This window comes from Weissella sagaensis, assembly GCF_005405285.1.
Classification (GTDB): Bacteria; Bacillota; Bacilli; order Lactobacillales; family Lactobacillaceae; genus Weissella; species Weissella sagaensis.
The window spans coordinates 58732-80104 of sequence record NZ_BJDT01000001.1 but is presented as its reverse complement, the minus strand read 5'-3'; the positions used below and the strand labels follow the sequence as shown (position 1 = coordinate 80104).

The 21373-nt window shown below is 36.4% G+C and carries 21 protein-coding genes; 11 read left to right on the top strand and 10 right to left on the bottom strand.

Annotated features, from left to right (window positions below):
- Positions 1 to 63: 63 nt before the first annotated feature.
- Both FFM55_RS00375 and FFM55_RS00370 read right to left on the bottom strand, forming a co-directional pair.
- A complete protein-coding gene (locus FFM55_RS00375) occupies positions 64 to 753 on the bottom strand; it encodes an N-acetylmannosamine-6-phosphate 2-epimerase (protein ID WP_042492226.1) in 690 nt (229 codons plus the stop codon).
- 100 nt (positions 754 to 853) lie between these two features.
- The gene (locus FFM55_RS00370) at positions 854 to 1789 is read right to left on the bottom strand and encodes a nucleoside hydrolase (RefSeq protein ID WP_042492227.1); all 936 of its coding nucleotides are present in this window, start codon (positions 1787 to 1789) and stop codon (positions 854 to 856) included.
- A gap of 186 nt (positions 1790 to 1975) precedes the next feature.
- Between FFM55_RS00370 and FFM55_RS00365 the strand changes: the two genes are divergently transcribed.
- Positions 1976 to 2431, top strand: a complete 456-nt coding sequence (locus FFM55_RS00365; protein ID WP_042492230.1) for a GNAT family N-acetyltransferase — start codon at positions 1976 to 1978, stop codon at positions 2429 to 2431.
- A 3-nt stretch (positions 2432 to 2434) separates the two neighbouring features.
- On the top strand, positions 2435 to 3031 hold the full coding sequence (locus FFM55_RS00360; protein ID WP_042492232.1) for a hypothetical protein: 597 nt from the start codon (positions 2435 to 2437) through the stop codon (positions 3029 to 3031).
- Between the two features lie 192 nt (positions 3032 to 3223).
- Here the strand turns inward: FFM55_RS00360 and FFM55_RS00355 are convergent, their stop codons facing one another.
- On the bottom strand, positions 3224 to 4576 hold the full coding sequence (locus FFM55_RS00355) for an SLC45 family MFS transporter (protein WP_081839279.1): 1353 nt from the start codon (positions 4574 to 4576) through the stop codon (positions 3224 to 3226).
- Between the two features lie 225 nt (positions 4577 to 4801).
- Here FFM55_RS00355 and FFM55_RS00350 point away from each other — a divergent pair, with 225 nt between their 5' ends.
- The 3 genes from FFM55_RS00350 to FFM55_RS00340 all read left to right on the top strand — a co-directional run bounded on the left by FFM55_RS00350 (position 4802) and on the right by FFM55_RS00340 (position 7262).
- Entirely contained in the window at positions 4802 to 5734 is a 933-nt protein-coding gene (locus tag FFM55_RS00350; RefSeq protein ID WP_042492234.1) for a LacI family DNA-binding transcriptional regulator, read from the top strand.
- A gap of 15 nt (positions 5735 to 5749) precedes the next feature.
- Positions 5750 to 6676 (top strand): ketopantoate reductase family protein, encoded by a 927-nt coding sequence (locus FFM55_RS00345; RefSeq protein WP_137600348.1) that lies wholly within the window; start codon positions 5750 to 5752, stop codon positions 6674 to 6676.
- Positions 6677 to 6758: 82 nt separating this feature from the next.
- The gene (locus FFM55_RS00340; RefSeq protein WP_042492238.1) at positions 6759 to 7262 is read left to right on the top strand and encodes a YbhB/YbcL family Raf kinase inhibitor-like protein; all 504 of its coding nucleotides are present in this window, start codon (positions 6759 to 6761) and stop codon (positions 7260 to 7262) included.
- Between the two features lie 61 nt (positions 7263 to 7323).
- Here FFM55_RS00340 and FFM55_RS00335 read toward each other — a convergent pair whose 3' ends face one another.
- Together FFM55_RS00335 and FFM55_RS00330 are read right to left on the bottom strand one after the other, a co-directional pair.
- Positions 7324 to 8316, bottom strand: coding sequence for a D-2-hydroxyacid dehydrogenase (locus tag FFM55_RS00335; protein ID WP_042492240.1), 993 nt, complete (start codon positions 8314 to 8316; stop codon positions 7324 to 7326).
- Between the two features lie 19 nt (positions 8317 to 8335).
- On the bottom strand, positions 8336 to 9511 hold the full coding sequence (locus FFM55_RS00330) for an aminotransferase class I/II-fold pyridoxal phosphate-dependent enzyme (RefSeq protein ID WP_170999642.1): 1176 nt from the start codon (positions 9509 to 9511) through the stop codon (positions 8336 to 8338).
- A gap of 419 nt (positions 9512 to 9930) precedes the next feature.
- Here FFM55_RS00330 and FFM55_RS00320 point away from each other — a divergent pair, with 419 nt between their 5' ends.
- Positions 9931 to 10527 carry a sugar O-acetyltransferase gene (locus FFM55_RS00320; RefSeq protein ID WP_042492245.1) on the top strand — a complete coding sequence of 199 codons (597 nt, stop codon included), beginning with the start codon at positions 9931 to 9933 and terminating at the stop codon, positions 10525 to 10527.
- A gap of 91 nt (positions 10528 to 10618) precedes the next feature.
- Here the strand turns inward: FFM55_RS00320 and FFM55_RS00315 are convergent, their stop codons facing one another.
- From FFM55_RS00315 to FFM55_RS00305, 3 genes are all read right to left on the bottom strand, one after another.
- On the bottom strand, positions 10619 to 11224 hold the full coding sequence (locus FFM55_RS00315) for a sugar O-acetyltransferase (RefSeq protein WP_042492246.1): 606 nt from the start codon (positions 11222 to 11224) through the stop codon (positions 10619 to 10621).
- A 151-nt stretch (positions 11225 to 11375) separates the two neighbouring features.
- A complete protein-coding gene (locus FFM55_RS00310) occupies positions 11376 to 12473 on the bottom strand; it encodes an SLC13 family permease (protein WP_042492249.1) in 1098 nt (365 codons plus the stop codon).
- On the bottom strand, positions 12466 to 12648 hold the full coding sequence (locus FFM55_RS00305) for a hypothetical protein (protein WP_042492251.1): 183 nt from the start codon (positions 12646 to 12648) through the stop codon (positions 12466 to 12468). Before FFM55_RS00305 ends, FFM55_RS00310 begins: the two co-directional genes overlap by 8 nt.
- A gap of 446 nt (positions 12649 to 13094) precedes the next feature.
- On the opposite strand from FFM55_RS00305, the gene FFM55_RS00300 reads away from it, so the two are divergent.
- Positions 13095 to 14693, top strand: a complete 1599-nt coding sequence (locus tag FFM55_RS00300; RefSeq protein ID WP_137600345.1) for an APC family permease — start codon at positions 13095 to 13097, stop codon at positions 14691 to 14693.
- A gap of 101 nt (positions 14694 to 14794) precedes the next feature.
- Here the strand turns inward: FFM55_RS00300 and FFM55_RS00295 are convergent, their stop codons facing one another.
- A complete protein-coding gene (locus FFM55_RS00295; RefSeq protein WP_052348378.1) occupies positions 14795 to 15391 on the bottom strand; it encodes a TVP38/TMEM64 family protein in 597 nt (198 codons plus the stop codon).
- A 139-nt stretch (positions 15392 to 15530) separates the two neighbouring features.
- Here FFM55_RS00295 and FFM55_RS00290 point away from each other — a divergent pair, with 139 nt between their 5' ends.
- The 3 genes from FFM55_RS00290 to FFM55_RS00280 all read left to right on the top strand — a co-directional run bounded on the left by FFM55_RS00290 (position 15531) and on the right by FFM55_RS00280 (position 18873).
- Positions 15531 to 16493, top strand: a complete 963-nt coding sequence (locus FFM55_RS00290; protein ID WP_137600344.1) for a 2-hydroxyacid dehydrogenase family protein — start codon at positions 15531 to 15533, stop codon at positions 16491 to 16493.
- Between the two features lie 220 nt (positions 16494 to 16713).
- A complete protein-coding gene (locus tag FFM55_RS00285; RefSeq protein WP_042492260.1) occupies positions 16714 to 17862 on the top strand; it encodes an aminotransferase class I/II-fold pyridoxal phosphate-dependent enzyme in 1149 nt (382 codons plus the stop codon).
- A gap of 15 nt (positions 17863 to 17877) precedes the next feature.
- A complete protein-coding gene (locus FFM55_RS00280; protein WP_042492261.1) occupies positions 17878 to 18873 on the top strand; it encodes a D-2-hydroxyacid dehydrogenase in 996 nt (331 codons plus the stop codon).
- 220 nt (positions 18874 to 19093) lie between these two features.
- Here FFM55_RS00280 and FFM55_RS00275 read toward each other — a convergent pair whose 3' ends face one another.
- Entirely contained in the window at positions 19094 to 20401 is a 1308-nt protein-coding gene (locus tag FFM55_RS00275; RefSeq protein ID WP_137600343.1) for an NCS2 family permease, read from the bottom strand.
- Positions 20402 to 20664: 263 nt separating this feature from the next.
- On the opposite strand from FFM55_RS00275, the gene FFM55_RS00270 reads away from it, so the two are divergent.
- Positions 20665 to 21348, top strand: a complete 684-nt coding sequence (locus tag FFM55_RS00270) for a DUF6198 family protein (protein WP_137600342.1) — start codon at positions 20665 to 20667, stop codon at positions 21346 to 21348.
- Positions 21349 to 21373: the final 25 nt, after the last annotated feature.

The window sequence follows — 21373 nt, the reverse complement described above, 5'->3', positions numbered from 1 at the left end:
TGTTCTAATTATCGTTAGTAATACTAAAAAGCCGTTGTACTATACAACGGCTTTTTTCTATTATTATTGCATTTCACGAACAAAACGTTCTGTAATTTCTTTAGGTCTAGTAATTGCCCCACCAACAACTACACCCGCAACGCCCATGTCTTGGATTTTTTTTGCTTCAGCAGGTGTATGTATTTTACCTTCTGCAATCACATCAATACCAGCATCCACAAGTTGCTGAATAAACTTATAATTAGGGCCATCAATTACTTCACTATTATCTGTATAACCCGCTAATGTTGTGCCAACAAAATCGATACCAGCTTTCCATGCATTGCTACCATCAGCAAATGTTGCTGTATCAGCCATTAATAATTGGTCTGGATATTTTGCCTTAATTTGACCAATAAACTCACTAATTGTTAATTCATCATGACGTGGCCGTAACGTGGCATCAAAAGCAATGACATCAGGATGGACCGTCATTAATTCATCAACTTCACGCATAGTCGCCGTAATATAGGGTTCTTCAGGTAAGTAATCTCGTTTAATAATACCAATCACAGGTAAATCAACTAATTCCTTGATTTCTTTAATATCTCGTACAGAATTAGCACGAATGCCAACTGCGCCACCTTGTTGTGCTGCTAGCGCTAATAATGGCATAACACCACCTTTTTCTGTATATAATGGTTCTCCTGGTAATGCTTGGCACGAAACAATTAATCCACCTGCAATTTTATCCATAAATGTTTGCTTATCCATCATTAGTTCCCCCTTTGAATATTCCATTACTCCATTGTAACATGCAAAAAAAAACTACAATAACCCATGCGGATTATCGTAATTTCAAATTTCTTATTTATTAATCAGCTGATATAGCTAATTCATCAATCTTGTCATAGAATGCATCAGCATCAACACTAGTGATAAAGGTAATTTCACGACCTTCATCTGTTTGATAAGTACGACCTTCTGATTCACCTTCTGTGATAACATCTGTCTTAACTTGGATTGATTCAACTAATTCTGGGTAACGACTAGCTAATGTCGTCAAAACATCCCATAGATAGTAAATTGAGTTAGCTTCAAAAGAATGTACTAATGAGTACCCTTGACCAATTAAGTCTAATGCACGATGTTGACGTTGCGTTGCCCAACGCAAACGTAATTCAGGTGTCAATGGTACTTGATCAGTACTATCTAAACCAACCATAATAATCTTCAAATCAGAATCCCAAACACGCTTTACTGCTTCTGCATCCCAGTAAGCATTCCATTCCATTGTGTCATCAGCACCTGGTGCAGCAACATTACCCTTGCTATTTAGGGCTCCACCCATCCAGTGCAAACTTTCAATGTTTTCAGTAATACTTGGATCTACTTCCAAAGCACGTGCTAAATCTGACAAAGGACCAGTCATCACAAGTGTGACTTTTTCTTCTGATGCCTTGATCTTATCAATCATATCCAAATGCCCCGGCTTGGCTGCTACCGGTGTCTTAGGTGCCCCGTGTTCATTTAGCATTGGGAAATCATCAAATGAAAATGAGCTCAAACGCCATGCATCTGGGAATTGATGGATTGCACGTGAATTTGACTTAGCAATATCCAAAGGCTTGCGACCTTCAGTACCAAACAAATCAACAATCTTACGTGATGCTGAAACTGAAGGATCAACATAACCATCAGCATCCGTAACACCAACCCCTAATAAATTAACATCTGGCATTTGTAGTAATAGTAATAATGATACTAAATCATCAACGTTACCATCGTGATTAAAATATACGTTCTTCATCGAAAAGGTTCCCCACTCTTTTTGTTTATTTATCTAAAGATAACGGAACTAATATATAATAGTCAAGTTATTTTTTCAGAAAGTTCATTTTTTTCTAATAATCAACTGCATATTTTCACGAATATGTTAATATTAAGAATTAGCGACTATGTAAAATTACTTGCTATATCAAAGGGGATAATTGTGATGCAACAACCAGAATTAATTATTAAAACCACATCTGAGCTTACGCCACTAGAATTACTAACGATCATGCAGGAACGTACTAAGGTTTTTGTTGTGGAACAACGTTGTGCTTATCAAGAAATTGATGAAGCCGATTTTAATGCCCACCATGTTTACTTAACATTAGACAATAATCTGCTGGCCTATACACGTATTATTAAGGATAGTGATAATGCTTATATTCGTTTTGGGCGTGTGTTAGTTCCCTTGGCTTACCGCAAAAAGAACTACGGACGCCAGATTGTTACTGCAACTATTGCAGAAATTCACCATCTTTATCCAAATAAAATGATTAAAATTGGTGTCCAAAACTATTTGCGTTCATTTTATGAATCATTTGGGTTTAAAGCCGTCTCAGACGTTTACTTAGAGGATAATATTCCTCACATAGATATGATTTTAAATGGAGGTCATTAAATCGTGCAATACTTAGTCATTTTTGGTGCCTTGTGTTCTGCTTTCTTTGGGTCATTTTATCTCATCGCAACCATTCAAGGTAGAGTTCAACCCAACAAGGTCACTTGGTTACTTTGGGCTATCGCACCCTTAATATCAGTTGGTGCTACTATCACTGATACTGGTATAAATTGGGCCATTTTGCCTGTCTTTATGGCTGGTTTTATGCCCTTATTAGTATTTATTACTTCTATGTTTAATCGAGATGCCTATTGGCAGCTAACAACCCTAGATTATCTATGTGGTGTGGTTGCTATATTAGCATTAATCGTTTGGTTAGCAACTAGTAATCCTATATTAGCAATTATATTTTCGATTATCAGTGATGCGATTGCTGCCTTACCTACTCTGCGGAAAGCTTGGATCCGTCCCAGTTCTGAAGCACCGATTTACTACGTAGGTGGTATTATTTCTACAACAACTGGTATTTTGGCTGCAACAACTCATTGGTCATTTAGTAATGTTGCCTTCACCATCTATCTATTATTATTAGATATTACATTGGTCATCATTATTCTGTATCGTCGTAAAGTTCTTGCTAATAAGCATGACATCATTTAGACAACGATAAGTTAAAAAGCAGGTAAGAAAATAATATTTCTTACCTGCTCTATTTTTTTAGAAATTTACATCCGCTCATAACTGCAATAAAAACATCACAACTTATATTCTATCAGTAAACACTTATTAAATTGCCATAATGTTGACTAGCATAAATGAAGTCGTTAATGATTAAAACAACAAAGTATTTTTTTAAAACGAATCGCCTCGTTCAACCGAAGATTCTTTAATGAACCACACACTAAGGCTACCTATAATAAACAATATGGCCGATACCAAGATCATATGTGGCATTTGGTTACCTAACAATGGATAAAGTGCAAATGATACAATTGATGCCACAATTTGTGGTAAGCAGATCCATGTGTTAAATAACCCCATATAAGTACCGTCATGCTTACCATCCAATGCATTTGTTAAAATTGTAAATGGAATGGCATTCATCGTTACCCATGCAATGCCGAGCAAAATAAAAGCTACTACTGACATGGTCTTTGAACCCGTCACTGCTAATATAAAGAAACCAACAGCACCCAACAATAATCCTAGCGTATAAGCTGGTTTACGGGTTTTATTATTCAAACGCGTTATCATCAATCCCCATATAATGGCAGCAACTGTTTCAATTGATGATAACACGCCAAACCAGTTACCTGCTGACTGAAAGGATCCTGAAGCTGCATCGGTTGTATGCCAAATATTTTGTGCAATAGCCCCCGTTCCATAGGTCCACAAATACTGAAATCCTGCCCAACAGAAGAATTGCACAATGCCTAACGTCCAAAATACTTTAGGTGCTTTTTTGATAAGTTTAACCATATTAATTTTTTCAGCATTCTCAGCGATACCATGATATTCAGCATATTTACCAGGTTCATATTCATCAACTTTCCAAATCGTAAATGCTGCAGAAATACCTAGAATAATCGACCCAACATAAAATGACCACTTAACCGACGCTGGTAACTCACCTTGAGCAGCAACATTTGCAACACCAATTGCTGTAAAAAAGAATGGAAATAAATTAGCAATAACACCACCAATGTTTCCCCAAATTGTTTGCCATGACCAAGCCATATCCTTTTGGCTGTCATTTACCATATCCGAAATCATCATCTTAAATGGTTGCATTGACATGTTTGAAGACAAATCCATAAATAAAATGGCAACAGCCCCGAACCACAAAGCCGTTGATGCTTTAAAACCAAAAGAACCAGCATTTGGTAATAACATCATCACAATAATAGCCACAGTGGCACCTAAAATTAGATAAGGTAGTCGCCGCCCGATTTTAGGAATCCACGTACGATCAGAAAAATACCCTACTAATGGTTGGACAACCATACCTGCTAATGGTGGCAAAATAAAAAAGAACCCTAATTTAGTAGGATCTGCCCCTAAAGTTTGAAAAATACGTCCCATATTGGCACTTTGTAATGAAAAAGCCATCGAAGTTCCTAGATTTCCAAATGTCATCAACATCAAAGTTGTAATTGATAACGTTGGTAAACGTTTCTTCCCCAAACTATTTTTAAATGATTCCATAATTTAACTCCTTAATCTACTTGCATGCAATGATTTTTCATGTAAGCGCTTTAACAACAAGTTAAACTATAGCTTTTATGATCAAATTATGAAAGTGTATTTTCACTGTTACCGTTAACATATTTTTCACACAATGTTCATTCAACGTTTAAACAAATCGTTTGCTATTGTCTATTCGTGTTATGATTTATTTAATCATTAAACAATATTATTGGGGTGTATATTATGGTTTCGTTATCAGATGTTGCTCGTAGTGCCCATGTTTCCAAGATGACTGTGTCACGGGTTATTAATCATCCCGAACAAGTCTCTTTGGAAATAAGAACTGAAGTACAACGTGTCATTAATCAACTAGGATACGTTCAAAATCGTGCTGGTCGTGCATTAGCCAACCATCGTCACTATAACATTGCCTTCATTCTACTAGACAATGTTGACGAAATTGAGCCTTATTACGCTCATTTGTTAATACATTTAACTGATGTACTACAGTCATATGGCTACACACTTGAAATGCGTCATGAACGTAATTTTGACGTCACAAATGTGGATGGCTTTCTAGTCAGTGGTGTTCGTCACAGTGACTATGACGCTTTGCGTAATTTATCAGTCCCAGTAGTAATATACGGTAGTGAGCCTGGCATTACTGCTGTCGATATCGATAACACTATCGGTACACAATTAGCAACTGAACTATTACTAAAACAATCTTATCAACACATTTTATTTTTAGGCATGGACGTCGACGAGGCTTTTGAACTCAATCGAGAAGCTGGATATCGACAAGCTATGCAAACAGCTGAAAAACCGATTCAAATATATAAGCTAGCTAATGATGAACATGTTTCACGAGAATTTTTAATTGGTCAATCGCTAATGCCCCAAACCGGTATTGTCGCAGCTACTGACCGTCTAGCCCTAGGTGCATTGCGTGCCTGTATCCATCAAGGATTATCTGTTCCTCGTGATGTCGGCATCGTCGGCTTTGATGGCATTTATGTACATCAACTAGCAGAACAATCATTAACGACCGTAAAACAACCCTTAAAGGACATTGCACAACAGATGGTCCAATTATTATTAGACGAATTATCTGGAAAAACTGTCCAATCTGTTTACATAGTTCCCGAACTACTAATTGGTGAAACAACCAACTAAATTGGAGGATATATCATGAAAATTGCAATTGCAGGTAGTGGCGCAATGGGTAGTCGTTTTGGCTACATGCTCCAACAATCAGGCAATGATGTCACCTTACTAGACCTATGGCCAGAGCATATTGCGGCAATTAACAATAAGGGCCTCTCTGTTGAAATAAACGATACACAACAATTTGTTCAAATTCCGGCTGCCTTTCCTAAGGACATTCATGATAACTATGATTTGATCTTATTGTTCACCAAAGCCATGCAGCTTGAAGATATGTTGCAAAAGATTTCTCACTTATTGGATAAAGACACAGCAATTCTTTGCCTATCTAACGGTATCGGTAACCTAGAAACAATCCAAAAGTTTGCACCAAAGTCACCTTTATTAGTGGGAACGACCCTATGGACTAGTGAATTAGTAGGACCCGGTTCTATCATTTTAAATGGTTCAGGTTATATTGAATTCCAGGCAATTGATAATGTTTCACATGAAACATTGAACGCGATTAATGACGCATTAACTAATGCGAAATTAAATCCGCGCGTAAGCGACAATGTTTTATTATCAATTTGGAAAAAAGCTTGTCTTAACAGTGTATTAAATACTTTTTGTACCTTACTAGATTGCAAAGTAATGGATCTAAACATGAGTCACTATGTGCCTACTTTAACAGATAAAGTGGTCCTTGAATTCGAAGCAGTAGCGAAAGCCAAAGGTATTCCACTAACTGAAAAGCTTGCCTTAACGACAATTAACGCCGCCCTTGCACCTGATCAAGCCGGTGATCATTATCCATCAATGCATCAAGATATTGCGTCTGGACGACGTACCGAAATAGATTATCTAAATGGCGCAATTGCTCGTATGGGTAAAGAACTAAATATTCCTACACCTGTTAACGAATTAATTACTGAATTAATTCATGCTCGTGAGGATGTTACTTTAAATTAATTAAACAAAATAATCAATCTCACAATTAACAATCATTATTATGATAAATTGACTTTAGTAAATAAGGACGGAGGCTATTTTTATGAAAATTCATGTATCCCTAGATGATAATCATTTTTTACCTGATAAATATGCAAAATTTGCACCCGCAGAAAACCGATTAGATGATACACCAACAACCAACTTTCCAATTAAAGTGACTGACATACCAACTGGTACTCGGTCACTTGCGGTTGTTTTTGTTGATTATGATTCAGTTCCAGTGGCAGGTTTTGTTTGGATTCACTGGTTAGCTGCTAGTTTACCTGTCGCAGATATTCCAGAAAATATAGCTCACAGTGACATTTCATACGTACCAGGAACCAATTCAAAGTATGCGCAATATCATCAAGATAATCCAGCACTTACACAAGGATACGTTGGACCAATGCCTCCTGATAAAACACACGATTATACATTAAAAGTATTTGCGCTAGACGATCAATTGGATTTGACACCCGGTTACTTTTTAAATGATTTCAGACGAGCTATTAACGGTCATGTATTGGCAGATGCTTCATTAGATCTACCTGCTCGTAGTCGCTAATGTTTCACATGAAACATAATCAAAAGCCTAATCTCTTTTACGAGATTAGGCTTTTTCTATATTATCCAACTAAGTGTTTACAATTACCCTCCGTAATGATTGCTAAGGTATCGTCTAAACTAATATCAATCATATTTTGTACAGCAATATTTGTATAAAAACCAACGTGTGGTGTAATAATAACATTATCAAATTCACGTAATCGGATTAAATTTTCATTAGGTAATACTTTACCTCGTAAGTCGAAATTAAAGAACGTTTCTTCACCAACCATTGTGTCCAGTGCTGCCCCACCAATACGCTTATTTGCCAATGCCTTAATCAACGCATCAGTATCCACAACTGGTCCACGACATTCATTTACTAAATAAGCAGTTGATTTCATTGATGACAAAGCATCTGCATCAATTAAATCTATTGAGGTTTCGTTTAAATCCACATGCAAACAAATAACGTCAGCTTGTTGCAACACCTCTGTTAATGATTTAAACGTTAAAATATCATCTAAGTCATGATTAGGCTTAATATCATAAGCAATGACGTTCGCTCCTAATGCATGAAATAATCCTGCTGATGTACCTCCAATACGTCCAGCACCAATAATACCAATTGTTAGCGAATGAATTTCGCTACCTTGTAACCCGTCCCAGCGAAAATCTTGTTCACGCACACGTTGATCCACTAATTCTTGTTTCCTAATTAAACGCATCGTATGTGTCAAAGCCAACTCTGCTACTGAACGTGGTGAGTACGCAGGTACATTACTAACGACTAAATCATTTGCTTGTGCTGCTTTTAGATCAATTACATCGTAGCCAGCTGTTCTTGTGGTAATCTGTTTAACACCTAAGGCATGCAAACGTGGGTAAACATCTGCTTCAATTTGACTACGTTGTTGAATTACTAAACCATCATATCCGGCAACTTGTTCAACCGTATCGGAATGTAATTCTGCTTCTGACATTGTAACATCGATATCTGGATGTCGTTGCGCCCATGCGTTGATTGCAGCTCGTTCATCTGGTCGTACACTCAATAATAATATTTTTGTCATTTTATCTCCTAGTTTTGAATTATTCTGTACGTTGTCGTGCAACATAATTTTTCAAATTAGTCATACCTTGCTTAATTTCAGCCATACTCGTTGCATAACTCAAACGTAAGTAATGCTCACCACCTGGGCCAAAATATGAACCTGGTACTGCAGCAACTAATCCTCTTTCTGCTAAATCATAAGCAAATTTTTCATCGTCTTGTTCCAAATCTGGTGCAATTTTTGTATAAATGTAAAATGCGCCTTCTGGTTTAACCGTTATAAACCCTAAATCATCTAATGTCGCCAAAATATAATCACGACGTGTACTATAGGCATCTCTCATAGGTAACGCATCATCTTTTCCTTGCCCCAAAGCTGAAGCCGCAGCATCCTGAGTCACCGTTGCTGTACTTGTAATCGTAAATTGATGAATCTTACTTAATTCGTTAATTAATGATTGTGGTGCACCCAATAAACCAATTCGCCAACCCGTCATAGCATGTGATTTAGACACACCGGTTACTAAGATTGTTTGTTCTGGTAAATAAGCACTTAATGACGCATGTGGTTGATCATAATGTAATTCACTATAAATTTCATCACACAATGCAAAAATTGGCTTATCACGTAGTACATCTGCTAAAGCTTTTAACTCTTCTGGTGAGTACACAACACCCGTTGGATTACTTGGATAATTCAAAATAACCATCTTAACAGCTTCACCTTCACGGGTAATCGTTTCTGCTAATAACTCAGGTGTTAGTTTAAATCCTGTCGCTGCTGTATTAACCAATACTGGTTGCCCACCAGCTACCGTAACATCTGCAATGTATAAGGGAAATGTTGGTGTTGGAATAATAACTTTATCACCAGGATTTAAAACTGACACAATTGCAGTATAAAGTGCTTCTGTTGCCCCTTGCGTCACAATAATTTCATCCGGTGTATAGTGTTGTTGATATTTATTTGCCAAAAACGTACTAGCATTTTCACGTAAAGCTAATGTACCGTTTGCTGGTGCATAATGTGAATGATCATCATGAATACTTTGAATTGCTGCCTGTTTAATATGTTCTGGTGTATTAAAATCAGGCTCCCCCAATGTGAAGTTAATAATATTTGGAATTTGTTGTGCAAAATTTGCAAAATTCAAAATATCAGAAGCTTTAACACCTGCTAATTGTCGATTTAAATAGTTTGTCATTTCCATTATGTTTTACCTCTTTGGTTATTTTCATTACAACAAGCGCCAATAATACAAAAAAGACCCACCAGATAGAAATAATCCGGGGGTCATCCATAACCAAATATAATTCCCCTACAGATTTTTCCTAAACCTGCAGGATCTTTTAAAGCCACTCTAAATAGCTTTCATTTCCCACAGGTGCAAACATGTGTTTCGTGTTTGCACCTGTATTAATGTGATGCAAACACTACATAAAGAAACGAAAGTAATAACGCCAACTATTTACTTGTGATATACGATGATTTTTCATAATATAACTCCTTCGGCTTTAATTGTATTCTCATAATAATCTAATTTAAAATCATTTGTCAACCTATTTGTTATTATTTAGCCAGCAAAGATAATTATGCTATGCTAGTTATACTTATAATTTTGGGGGATATATAATGAATTTAGATGAAAAATTCACCTATATGGCCACGGGTAAAACATATAATGATTTGGATCCAATCCTAGTGGCCGAGCGCAAGCAATCTACAAAGCTAACCAACGAACTCAACCAAGAAACAGACCCAGTGAAAAAAGAGCAACTAATCCGTCATTTATTTGGAAGTGCCGGTCTACAACCTGATATTAATCCAAATTTCCGTTGCGAATTTGGTCGTAATATCCATGTGGGCGACTATTTTTATGCCAACTATGATGCGGTCATCTTAGATGGCGCTAAGGTCACCATTGGGAATCGTGTTTTATTTGGTCCAAAGGTCGGTTTGTATACAAGCAACCATTCATTTGATGCTCATGAACGTGAAATTGGCGGGTGCATCGCCAAACCAATTACGATTGGCAATCGTTGCTGGTTAGCCGCCAACGTTACGGTCCTACCAGGGGTCACCATTGGCGATGATGTGATTATTGGTGCTGGTAGCGTTGTGACACACGATATTCCAAATAACGTTGTTGCAGCTGGTAATCCTTGCCGCATTTTACGAAAAATTACCGATACAGATAAAACTGGTTTTGTTGGTAAAGATTTTATTTAACTCGTGATAATGAAAAAAGTAGTAACTTGCTGATAAATCAGGCAAGTTACTACTTTTTTACGCTAGATTACTTTCATACTCCAACACTTTATCATTCATAACGAATTGGTTTAGCAGGATTACCTGCAACAACCGTATTGCTAGGTATATCATGCGTTACAACGCTTCCAGCACCAACAACGACATTATCGCCAATCGTCACTCCTGGTAAAACAATTACCGAGCCACCAAACCAACAATCATCGCCAATTGTAATTGGCAAATCATACTGCCAACCAGCCCGACGCAACACTTTATTTCGTGGATGATGATTAGGGGTGTACAACTGTGTATTTGGTCCTAAGAAGCAATTCTTTCCAATTGTAACTTTACCAGCGCTTAAAATAGTAAAATTTAAATTGATAAAGGTTCCCTCACCAATATACAAATTATTCGGGTGCTCAATATTAGTTATCGGAAAATAAAACTCAACATCATTGGCTATATTAGGTGCTAACGCATGTATTTGGCGCAACGCCTCTTGCGTGTCAGTAACAGCTATCTGATTAATTCGTTGAATCGCTTGTGTACTTGCCTTAACAATCGCTTGTATCTGCGGTTCTTTGGCATATTGATACCAATCGCCATCAGCTACCTTTGCAAATATATCCTTCTTTGCCAAAGTTTCAATATCGGGTTCATCTAATTTTTTCTGCATTTCTTTCTCCGACTCATTAAAAAGCCAAAATCTCCCCCTAATTATACCTGTTTTATCCTCAATTTAATAGCAGTAATCAGTGACCATTATGCTTTTTTGCATATAAAAAAGGATTTGATATACCCATCAAATCCTTAAACTGTTTTATTAACTAAATGCCGAATAATACTAATAGTACGACAGCCATAACAAAATTTAAAACCATAAACAATCGCAAAAAAGCAGCTGATGAATCAGGTTCAATTTGGCGATAAACACGGTAACCAATTAAGTTAGCCATCGATGCAATCATCGTTCCCAAACCACCAATATTTGTTCCTAAGAATAATTCGTGTGCATGATCTGTAAATGTTGAAATCAAAATTGTTGACGGTACATTTGAAATGACTTGACTCAACAAAAAACTTCCAAACAACACATGCGACGGTGTATCAAATAGTGAACTAACTAAATCCTGTACGATATGTATGTTTGCTAAATTATTTGTGGCAACAAAGAAGAAAAAGAATGTTGTTAATAAGCCATAATCAACCATTGTAAATATTTTATGATTATAAATAAAGAATATAACTAACATGATTGGAACCACAATATTAAATGGTAACCAACCAAAAATTGTTACAATCAAGATAACGCCAGTAATAATCAAAAACGTCATTGAACGACTTTCAATACGTTCTGCTGGTTGTAAATTAATTGATAACGGTGTTGATTTAATAAATCTTGTAATAATAAACATCAAAATTAATGATGCAACTGTCAGTGCGCCTGACCATTTAAAAAATTCACCAACACTAACACCATAGTGTCCAAATAAGTATAAGTTTTGCGACTTACCAAATGGGAACAAAATCGCTCCTGAATTGGCAGCCATAATAATTAAAGTCGACCCAATGATCTTTAATTGATTAGATAATTCAGATGCTAAACGTAAATAAATTGGCATCAGCGTTAAGATTGCAATATCATTTGACAATAACATCGCACCAAAAAATGATAATAGCGTCACACTTGTCATTAACGCTCGTGTATGATGACTTCTACTAACTAACCAGACGGATACAGCATGTAACACACCTGCATTTTCTAGTAAGCTTACCCAGATCATCATCGTCATTAAACTAAAAATGGTGTGCCAGTTAACAGCACCGAAGTCTGGTACCACAAAAAAAGACGTTATCACCGCCAATGACATACTAACAGTAAACATGATGTCACTTTTGAGGTACGTAAAAATACGATTAATCATGCAGTTTCTTCTCTTCCTCAATTGCCTTACCGTTAGCATTTGCTAGCCTAATTATTTCATACGATTTAGCTGCCATTAAAGATGTTATACCAGCTGATAATGTCATAGCTGGAATTAAGAGTACTGCTAACTTTGATGTTGTGATTGCCTCATCAAGACGTTTTTTAAAAATCACGGCTGTTCTCCTTAATCAGATTCCCAAAAAAATAATACAGACACAAGTTATATTATCGAAAAATATAGACTAATACGCAACAAAATTCTCGTAACATAAGGTCAATTAATCATTAAAATTCAGCCATATTATTTACAAAATTCAAATACTCTTAACATTTAATCGTTTAAAGTTCGATATATAGCGAACTTTTGTAACATGCATTAATTAATTCGTTAACAATTCGCTTGTAATAATCTTTACAATCAATTTGCATTTTATTTATGACGTATCCTCAAAATATATATCATGAACACACTATTTTTTTCAAACGCTTTCACACGTTAATCAATAAACAAGTATTCGTTACGTATTTATTTTAAAGATAAAACCATGTAGTATTTTTCGGAATTTGGTATTATTTCATAAATTTGTTACAATAGTGGCTATTATCAGAAGGAGGACTTATGAAGTCAAAGAAAACAAAAAAGATTGGCTTATTTCAACTTGTCATGCTGACTCTTGGATCATTAATTGGTTCAGGTTGGCTATTTGGATCTTGGGAGGCAACCCGTGTTGCTGGACCAGCCGCAATCATTTCATGGGTAATTGGTGGTTTAGTTATCGCTTCAATCGCCTATAACTATATTGAGTTAGGAACAATGTTTCCTGAAGCTGGGGGTATGAGCCGTTATGCGCAATACTCACACGGACCTTTACTAGGCTTCATCTCTTCCTGGTCAAACTGGGTATCTTTGATTGCATTAATCCCAATCGAAGCTGTTGCAGCTGTTCAATATATGAGTTCATGGCCTTGGTCATGGGCTAATTGGACAAACCAATTTTTTAGTAACGGTGAAATTACAACATCAGGGCTATGGCTCGTTTTTGCTTTTATGTTTGTATTTACCCTAATTAATTTTTGGTCAGTTACATTATTAACACGCTTCACTAATTTTATTTCAATTTTTAAAATTGGTATTCCGGCCATTACGATTATCATGTTGACACTTTCAAGTTTTCATCCTGGTAACTATGGCCACTCAATACATGAATTCATGCCCTATGGCTCTGCGCCTATTTTCTCAGCAACGGCAACAGCAGGAATTATTTTCTCATTTAACGCCTTTCAAACTGTGATTAACATGGGAAGTGAGATTAAAGATACTAAGAAAAATGTCAAACGCGGTATTTTCTTATCACTATTAATCAGTGGTATTATTTACGTTCTTATTCAAAGTGCATTTATTACTGCTATTGATCCAGCAACCTTAGCAAAATATGGTTGGCATGGTATTAACTTCAGTTCACCATTTGCTGATTTGGCTATTCTATTAGGTATTCATTGGTTATCTGTTTTACTATACTTAGATGCCTTTGTCTCACCCGTTGGAACTGGTGTCTCTTTTGCCGCCTCTACTGGTCGTGTCCTATTCGCTATGGAAAGCAATAAACACATCCCCAGCTTTTTAGGTAAACTTAGTGGTAAATTCCATATGCCACATGCTGCGATGTTAACAAACCTTGTGATTAGTATGCTAATGGTTTCTGTGTTCCGTTCTTGGTCAACACTTGCAACTGTTGTCTGTGCTTCAACATTAATTGCTTACTTAACTGGACCAGTTACAACCGTTGCTTTTAGACGCTTAGCACCTGATTTCAAACGGCCTATTAAATTACGTTTCTTATCAATTATGGCGCCACTTGCTTTCGTATTAGCTTCATTAGCTATTTACTGGTCAATGTGGCCAACCACAGTGGAAGTTATTCTTGTCATCATGTTAGGTCTACCAATCTACTTTTATTATGAATATAAAGCCGAGCACAACGATACCCTTAAAGCGTTTAAATCAGCTTTGTGGTTGATTGTTTACTTAATCTTTATTTCAATCATTTCATTTATTGGTAGTCATGAATTTAACGGCATTAACTGGATTCATTATCCTTGGGACTTTGTTGTCATTATTATCATCTCATTAATTTTCTATTACTGGGGTGTCAAAAGTGCCAAAGTATTCCCAGATTATTACCAAGCTGAAAAGTTAAATAAAACAGTAAAAGAATAAACAAATATTTTTAATATAAATAAGCCACCAATCTACCAAATTAAAATGGTTAGGTTGGTGGCTTATTTGTCTCTATAAGTAACTTAGATGCCGTCTATCTTTTAACTACCTAGTATTCTCAACAACCAATCTGCACCGTACAACATCCCCAAACTATAAATAAAGATTGACAATGGTTTACCCAACAATAAAATCATGATAAATTCTCGCCAGGTCATTTTAGTTAAACTTGTAAGGAGTACCAAAGCATCATCTGGTGCTACTGGTGAAAAAATTAGTAACGCAAATGTCCAATGCCATCCCTTTGAATCCAGACGGCCAATGTATTTATTTAACGTATCCTCACTGACGAAAACATCAATGATACGACGACCATAACGTCGTCCTAACCAAAATAAAATCATTGATCCCAGGACAATCCCTACATAATTATATATAAATCCTAACCAAGGCCCAAACATCACAACCCCTGCAGCTAGTGAAACACCACCTGGTAAAATAGGTACCACAACTTGAATGATTTGCACAAAAATAAATATAATGGGCGCCCAGATACCATACTTTTTCAAAACATTAATCAAAGTATTTGTATCGTTAAACATCCCAATTTGATATAAACGAACAATTAACCAACCTAATAAAATCAGCATAATCACTGATAATATTTTTATTAAGAGTCGTATATAACGTTTGTTCATGTTATCCCCCAAATGTATTTTAAAAGTCATTGTATCTAAATATTACTAAAAAATCCAGAAAACTAACAGTTAACTTATTTGAAGTTTCTGGTAAATAACGAGATAATGTAAGCGTAACCAAAACACAAAGGAGACTATCATGAGTAAGGTTTATTTATCAGCAAAGTTGCCTAAAGTTGCCACACAAAAATTAATTGATGCTGGTTTTGAAGTTACTGTATATGACGGTACAAAACTCATTTCACACGAGACACTATTACAAAATGTTGAAGATATTGATTTTTTGATCACACCACTTTCTACTAAGGTTGACCGTGATATCATCGACGCTGCACCCAAACTAAAATTAATTGCTAATTTTGGGGCTGGTTTTAACAACATTGATACAGCTTACGCTAAAGAAAAAGGAATCGTTGTCACCAACACACCAAAAGTATCGACTAATGCTGTTGCTGAAGTCGCAATCGGCCTTATTTTATCACTGAGCCATCGTATTGTTGAAGGCGACAAAAAAATGCGGCGTGAAGGTTTTCCAGGTTGGGCACCTTTGTACTTTTTAGGCAATGAAATCGCTGGGAAAACCTTGGGAATTGTTGGCCTAGGAAATATTGGCCGTGATATTGCTCGTAAGGCAAATGCTTTGGGGATGCATGTTCAATATTACAAGCGCAATCCACTATCTGATCCCGAAGAACGCTCAGAAAAAGTTACTTATGCACCCTTAAATACATTAATAGCAACAAGTGATTTTATTGTCATTAGTGCGCCACAAACTGATGAAAATTATCATCAATTTGCGATGAGTGCTTTCAAAGCAATGAAGTCGACAGCTGCTATTATTAATGTTGGTCGTGGTCCAATTATTGATGAAACTGCTTTATTAGAAGCACTTAACAATGATGAAATTGCTGGTGCTGCTTTAGACGTTTACGAAAACGAGCCAGACGTAAATGATGGTTTGAAGTTATTAAAGAACGTCATCTTAACACCCCATATTGGCAATGCTACCGTGGAAGCTCGTGATGCAATGGCCAAAATTGTAGCCGACAACGTTATTTTGGTTGAACAAGAAGAAGTCGCTAACTTTATTGTAAATCCTTAACGCACACTAATTTAACGATTTATTTATCTTAATGATAATAAAAAACCACTAACGCAAACTGAAGTGTACCCCGAAAGTTAAAGTAAAAACTTAACTCTCGGGGTATTTTTATGATTTTTCAAATAAATCACGATAAACCACACCATATAACATTATCTGTACATCAGTCATAATACATGTATAATAACATTAAAATAAAATGAGAAAGCAAGGTGTTCATATGCCACGTAGTCTAGCTAATTTATTTAGTAAACCATCCGAAAATATTATGTCAGAAATTGGCAAAACAGCTGCCCTAATGACAAATGTCATTGATTTATCAATCGGGGATCCCGATATGGTAACTGCTACCCCAATACTAACTGCTGCTAAAGATAGTTTAACCGCAGGTAATACGCATTACTCAGCTAGTGATGGTGACATCGAATATTTGCAAGCCATTGTTGACTTTTATCAAGAAAAATTTGATTTGTCTTACAAAAAAGAAAATGTTCGCGCTACAGTTGGGGCCGGACATGCAACCTTTTTAGCTTTTGGTGCCATTATTAATCCCGAGGATGAGGTCATCATTTTTGAGCCCTACTTTTCACCTTATAAAACCCAAGTAGAGGCTAACGGCGGTAGAGCAATCATCGTTACTTGTGAGGCTAAAAACGGCTTCCAGCCAACTAAAGAGGCCATTACAGCGGCAATTAGCGATAAAACAAAAGCAATTTTAGTCAACACGCCTAATAACCCGACTGGTGCTGTTTATGATCAGGAATTACTTCAAACACTTGCTAATCTTGCTAAAGAGCATGATTTTTATTTGATTGCTGACGAAGTTTACTGGCCATTTGTTTATGGTGATCATGAATTTACCCCGCTTGAAAAGCTGGCTCCAAACCACACCTTAGTCACAGGGTCATTATCTAAAGTTTTCGCTATGACTGGTTTTCGCATTGGCTACCTAGCCGGTCCTGCTAATGTCATTGCCGCCGCTGGTTTATTAAATGAAGGCATTACATTTTCGGCACCTAGTATTTCACAAACAGCCGGTACTTATGCTTTAAATCACATTGATGATTTTACACCTGCCCTTAAAGAAGAATTTGGTAACCGCCTCAATTACGTTGCTGCTGCTTTAAATAAATTACCATGGCTAAAGATATTACCTGTTGCCGGTAGTATTTACCTCTTTGCTGATATTTCAGCCAGTGGCATGGATGATGTAACCTTCAGTAACTACTTACTAGAACAAGTAGGTGTCTTAGTTATTCCTGGACGGGCATTTGGAGATGCTGGTCGTGGTTATATTCGCATCGCTGTTACACAAGATATGACAACATTAGAAGCAGCAGTCCGTGCTTTTGAAAAACTAACTTTTTAATTAGAGGAAATGCTAATGATCAAAATTTTAATGTATAACATCATGGATGATGAAAAAATTGTCGTTACCGAATGGCTAAAGCATCATCATGATGTCCAAATTGATTGGAATACTGTCACCCTTAATCCTGATACGGTTGATTTAGCTAACGGATATGACGGTATTTCAACTGAGCAAGACAATCTTATTGATGATCCAATCGTATATGAAAAATTGCATGAATTTGGAATTAAACAAATCACACTTCGCATTACTGGCTACGACACTATTAATTTACCGTTAGCAACTCAAAATAATCTAAAAGTCACCAACGTCCCTGCATATTCACCACGTTCAGTCTCTGAAATGGTCTTAGCCCAAACCATGTGGTTATTACGCAACTTGCACACGACGCAACAACGTGTGCAAAATCATGATTTCACCTGGGATGGTCTTCAATCTCGTGAAATACACGATTTAACCGTTGGTATTATCGGTGCTGGTAAAATCGGTAGTGAAGTCGCTCGCATTTTTAAAGCGCTTGGTGCGACCGTACTTGCTGCTGACCCTATTCATCGGCCTGAACTAAACAGCGTTTTAACCTATGTTGATCATGAAACAATCTTCAAAACTGCTGATATCATTACAACACATACACCATTACTTGATAGTACTTATCACCTATTTGATGCAGCTGTTTTTCAACAGATGAAACCTAGCACTATTTTTATCAATGCTTCACGAGGCAGTGTTGTTGATACACCTGCATTAATTACTGCTCTAAAGAATCACACGATTGCTGCCGCTGGATTAGATACAATTGAAGGTGAAGCAGATATTTTCAGTAATGATTTTTCAACTACTGATTTTAATAATGCCTATTTGAAAACTATCATGGCCTTACCTAATGCCATTATGACACCACATATTGGTTTTTACACAGATAATGCCATTCGCAATATGGTCGAAATTTCATTACACGACATGCTCACAATCATTGCCGGAAAAACTAGTGAACATGAATTAAATTAGTCATCTGATAGCTTCTATTAGTCATGATTCAAATTACCTTGTATAATGTACTTATTGATAAGAAAGACTATTCTACGTATTAACCACTAAACGGTCGCACTACCCGTTTAGTGGCTTTTTTAATAAATGAGATACGACATGCATTAAAAACACTATAAAAAAACGATAGGCATCTTCTAAAAAGACACCTATCGTTTTTTTAATGTTTCACATGAAACTATTATCCATTTGTTTGTAGAATAATAACAAACAAAATAAATAGCAAACCTAATCCGTACATAATTGGATGAACTTTTTTAGCACGACCCGTAACGATCATCAACAATGGATAAACAATAAATCCAAGCGCAATACCATCAGAAATTGAGTATGATAATGGCATACCAATAATCGTTAAGAATGATGCAGCAGCAATTGGGAAATCATCCCAATTGATTGCCTTAAAGTTACTTGCCATTAACACACCAACAATAATCAAAGCGGCTGCTGTAACATTAGATGTCACAACAACCAATAATGGTGAGAAGAATAACGATAATAGCAAGAACAATCCAGTAAATACTGAAGTTAGTCCGGTACGACCACCAATTGCAATTCCAGTAGATGACTCAACAAATGCTGTAGTTGGTGACGTTCCTAGTAGAGAACCACCCAACATACCAATTGCATCGGCCATCAAGGCTTTACCGGCACGTGGTAACTCATTGTTAACTAAGAAACCACCTGAACGGGCAATTCCAATCAATGAACCAGCTGTGTCAAAGAAAGCAACTAACAAAAATGTTAAGATAACTGGCACCATTTCCCAGGTAAACACATCTTTCAAGCCAAAGATTGCTTGACCAAAGGTTGGAGATAAGCTTGGTACACTAGCAACTAGTGATGAAGGCAATGGAATCAAACCAGTGAACAAGCCAATAATTGACGTTGCCACCATACCAATAAAGATAGCGCCTGGAACTTTTCGAGCATATAGTGCAAAAGTAATTAACACACCAACAATGGTTAGCAATACTTTTGGATCACTCCAGTCACCCCAACCAATAATTGTTGATTTATTAGCAGAAATAATACCACCATCAACCAAACCAATCATGGCAATGAACAAACCAATACCACCTGCAATCGCAGCTTTCAAATCAGCCGGAATCGCATTAATGATAATCTCGCGGATTTTAAAGACTGTTAAGATCCAAAAAATCACACCAGCCACAAACACACCAGCTAACGCAGTTTGCCATTTAACACCCATACCGATAACAACACTATAAGCAAAAAAAGCGTTAATACCTAGGCCAGGCGCAATCGCAAATGGATACTTTGCGACAACACCCATAAAGACAGTTGCAATAGCACCAATTAGTCCTGTTGCAACAAAGACGGCATTCTTGTCCATCCCCGCTGCGCCAAGAACTGAAGGGTTAACGAATAAAATATAAGCCATTGATAGAAACGTTGTTAAACCAGCAAGTAACTCTGTTTTAACAGATGTTCCAGATTCAGAAAGCTTGAAATAACGTTCAAACATGAAATCAGACCCCTTAATACATAATTCAATTTTTAAACAACTTTCCTATTGTAGTATAATTAACCATTAAAAATCAAAGTTTATCTTATTTTTTTCGTAAACGGCTTATTTTTCCTGACAAAAAGCGAACTTTAATTCATTTTTCACGAACATTGAGTCATTGGCTGTCATTAGTTAAATAATTCTCTTCAAATCCAACAGTCAGTCTTAGTAAAGTTTGTTAGAATGAAAAAGAGAACGTATTTAACATTTAGGGGTATTTTATGTATAACAATCATGGCCAACTAAGAAAATTATCTTCAGCAGAGCTTAGTATTTATTTTATTGCAGGTTTAGTTTTTAATGCTTTTGGTAACGGGATTACCGTTGCAACTAACATGGGATCAGCACCTTGGACTGCATCTGCAGCTAATCTTGCTAATGTTACTGGTATATCAATCAGTATTTTTTTATTTATTTACGGTGTTATCGCCACCGTTGTTACTTGTGCATTACAACGCGCAATTGATTGGCCCCATATTTTCGGTAACCTATTATTTTTAATCGCTTTTAGTAGCGTTATTGGTATCGTTTCAACACAATTTTCTTCATTACAGCATTTACCACTGGTATGGCGTATTATTATTGACTTCATTGGTATTATATTCATTGCCATGGGGGTTTCCATAACCCAACGTCTGCAGTTTATTTTGCATCCAATGGATGATTTAACTAATCTTACTCGTTTTATGTTTTTCAAGGGTAATGCTGCCATCTCACAAACTTTCAATTTCTCATTTCCAATGGTTATTTCACTGATTGTCTGGTTAGCTTCTGGAGAAATTGTGGCATTAAATATTGGTACCCTCTTTTCATTTTTCTTCCAAGGATTATTTGTTGGCTATGCTGATCGCTTTATTTTTAGTCATTTAGATCATAAATTAACACACATTGGTACAGTTAATTAAATTACACAAAAAAACATCTCACTAA

What these genes read in the sequence shown, in the direction of transcription:
- FFM55_RS00375 (WP_042492226.1), bottom strand. Translation starts at nt 753, where the DNA reads ATGGATAAGCAAACATTTATGGATAAAATTGCAGGTGGATTAATTGTT.
- FFM55_RS00370 (WP_042492227.1), bottom strand. Translation starts at nt 1,789, where the DNA reads ATGAAGAACGTATATTTTAATCACGATGGTAACGTTGATGATTTAGTA.
- FFM55_RS00365 (WP_042492230.1), top strand. Translation starts at nt 1,976, where the DNA reads ATGCAACAACCAGAATTAATTATTAAAACCACATCTGAGCTTACGCCA.
- FFM55_RS00355 (WP_081839279.1), bottom strand. Translation starts at nt 4,576, where the DNA reads ATGGAATCATTTAAAAATAGTTTGGGGAAGAAACGTTTACCAACGTTA.
- FFM55_RS00350 (WP_042492234.1), top strand. Translation starts at nt 4,802, where the DNA reads ATGGTTTCGTTATCAGATGTTGCTCGTAGTGCCCATGTTTCCAAGATG.
- FFM55_RS00345 (WP_137600348.1), top strand. Translation starts at nt 5,750, where the DNA reads ATGAAAATTGCAATTGCAGGTAGTGGCGCAATGGGTAGTCGTTTTGGC.
- FFM55_RS00340 (WP_042492238.1), top strand. Translation starts at nt 6,759, where the DNA reads ATGAAAATTCATGTATCCCTAGATGATAATCATTTTTTACCTGATAAA.
- FFM55_RS00335 (WP_042492240.1), bottom strand. Translation starts at nt 8,316, where the DNA reads ATGACAAAAATATTATTATTGAGTGTACGACCAGATGAACGAGCTGCA.
- FFM55_RS00320 (WP_042492245.1), top strand. Translation starts at nt 9,931, where the DNA reads ATGAATTTAGATGAAAAATTCACCTATATGGCCACGGGTAAAACATAT.
- FFM55_RS00315 (WP_042492246.1), bottom strand. Translation starts at nt 11,224, where the DNA reads ATGCAGAAAAAATTAGATGAACCCGATATTGAAACTTTGGCAAAGAAG.
- FFM55_RS00310 (WP_042492249.1), bottom strand. Translation starts at nt 12,473, where the DNA reads ATGATTAATCGTATTTTTACGTACCTCAAAAGTGACATCATGTTTACT.
- FFM55_RS00300 (WP_137600345.1), top strand. Translation starts at nt 13,095, where the DNA reads ATGAAGTCAAAGAAAACAAAAAAGATTGGCTTATTTCAACTTGTCATG.
- FFM55_RS00295 (WP_052348378.1), bottom strand. Translation starts at nt 15,391, where the DNA reads ATGAACAAACGTTATATACGACTCTTAATAAAAATATTATCAGTGATT.
- FFM55_RS00290 (WP_137600344.1), top strand. Translation starts at nt 15,531, where the DNA reads ATGAGTAAGGTTTATTTATCAGCAAAGTTGCCTAAAGTTGCCACACAA.
- FFM55_RS00285 (WP_042492260.1), top strand. Translation starts at nt 16,714, where the DNA reads ATGCCACGTAGTCTAGCTAATTTATTTAGTAAACCATCCGAAAATATT.
- FFM55_RS00280 (WP_042492261.1), top strand. Translation starts at nt 17,878, where the DNA reads ATGATCAAAATTTTAATGTATAACATCATGGATGATGAAAAAATTGTC.
- FFM55_RS00275 (WP_137600343.1), bottom strand. Translation starts at nt 20,401, where the DNA reads ATGTTTGAACGTTATTTCAAGCTTTCTGAATCTGGAACATCTGTTAAA.
- FFM55_RS00270 (WP_137600342.1), top strand. Translation starts at nt 20,665, where the DNA reads ATGTATAACAATCATGGCCAACTAAGAAAATTATCTTCAGCAGAGCTT.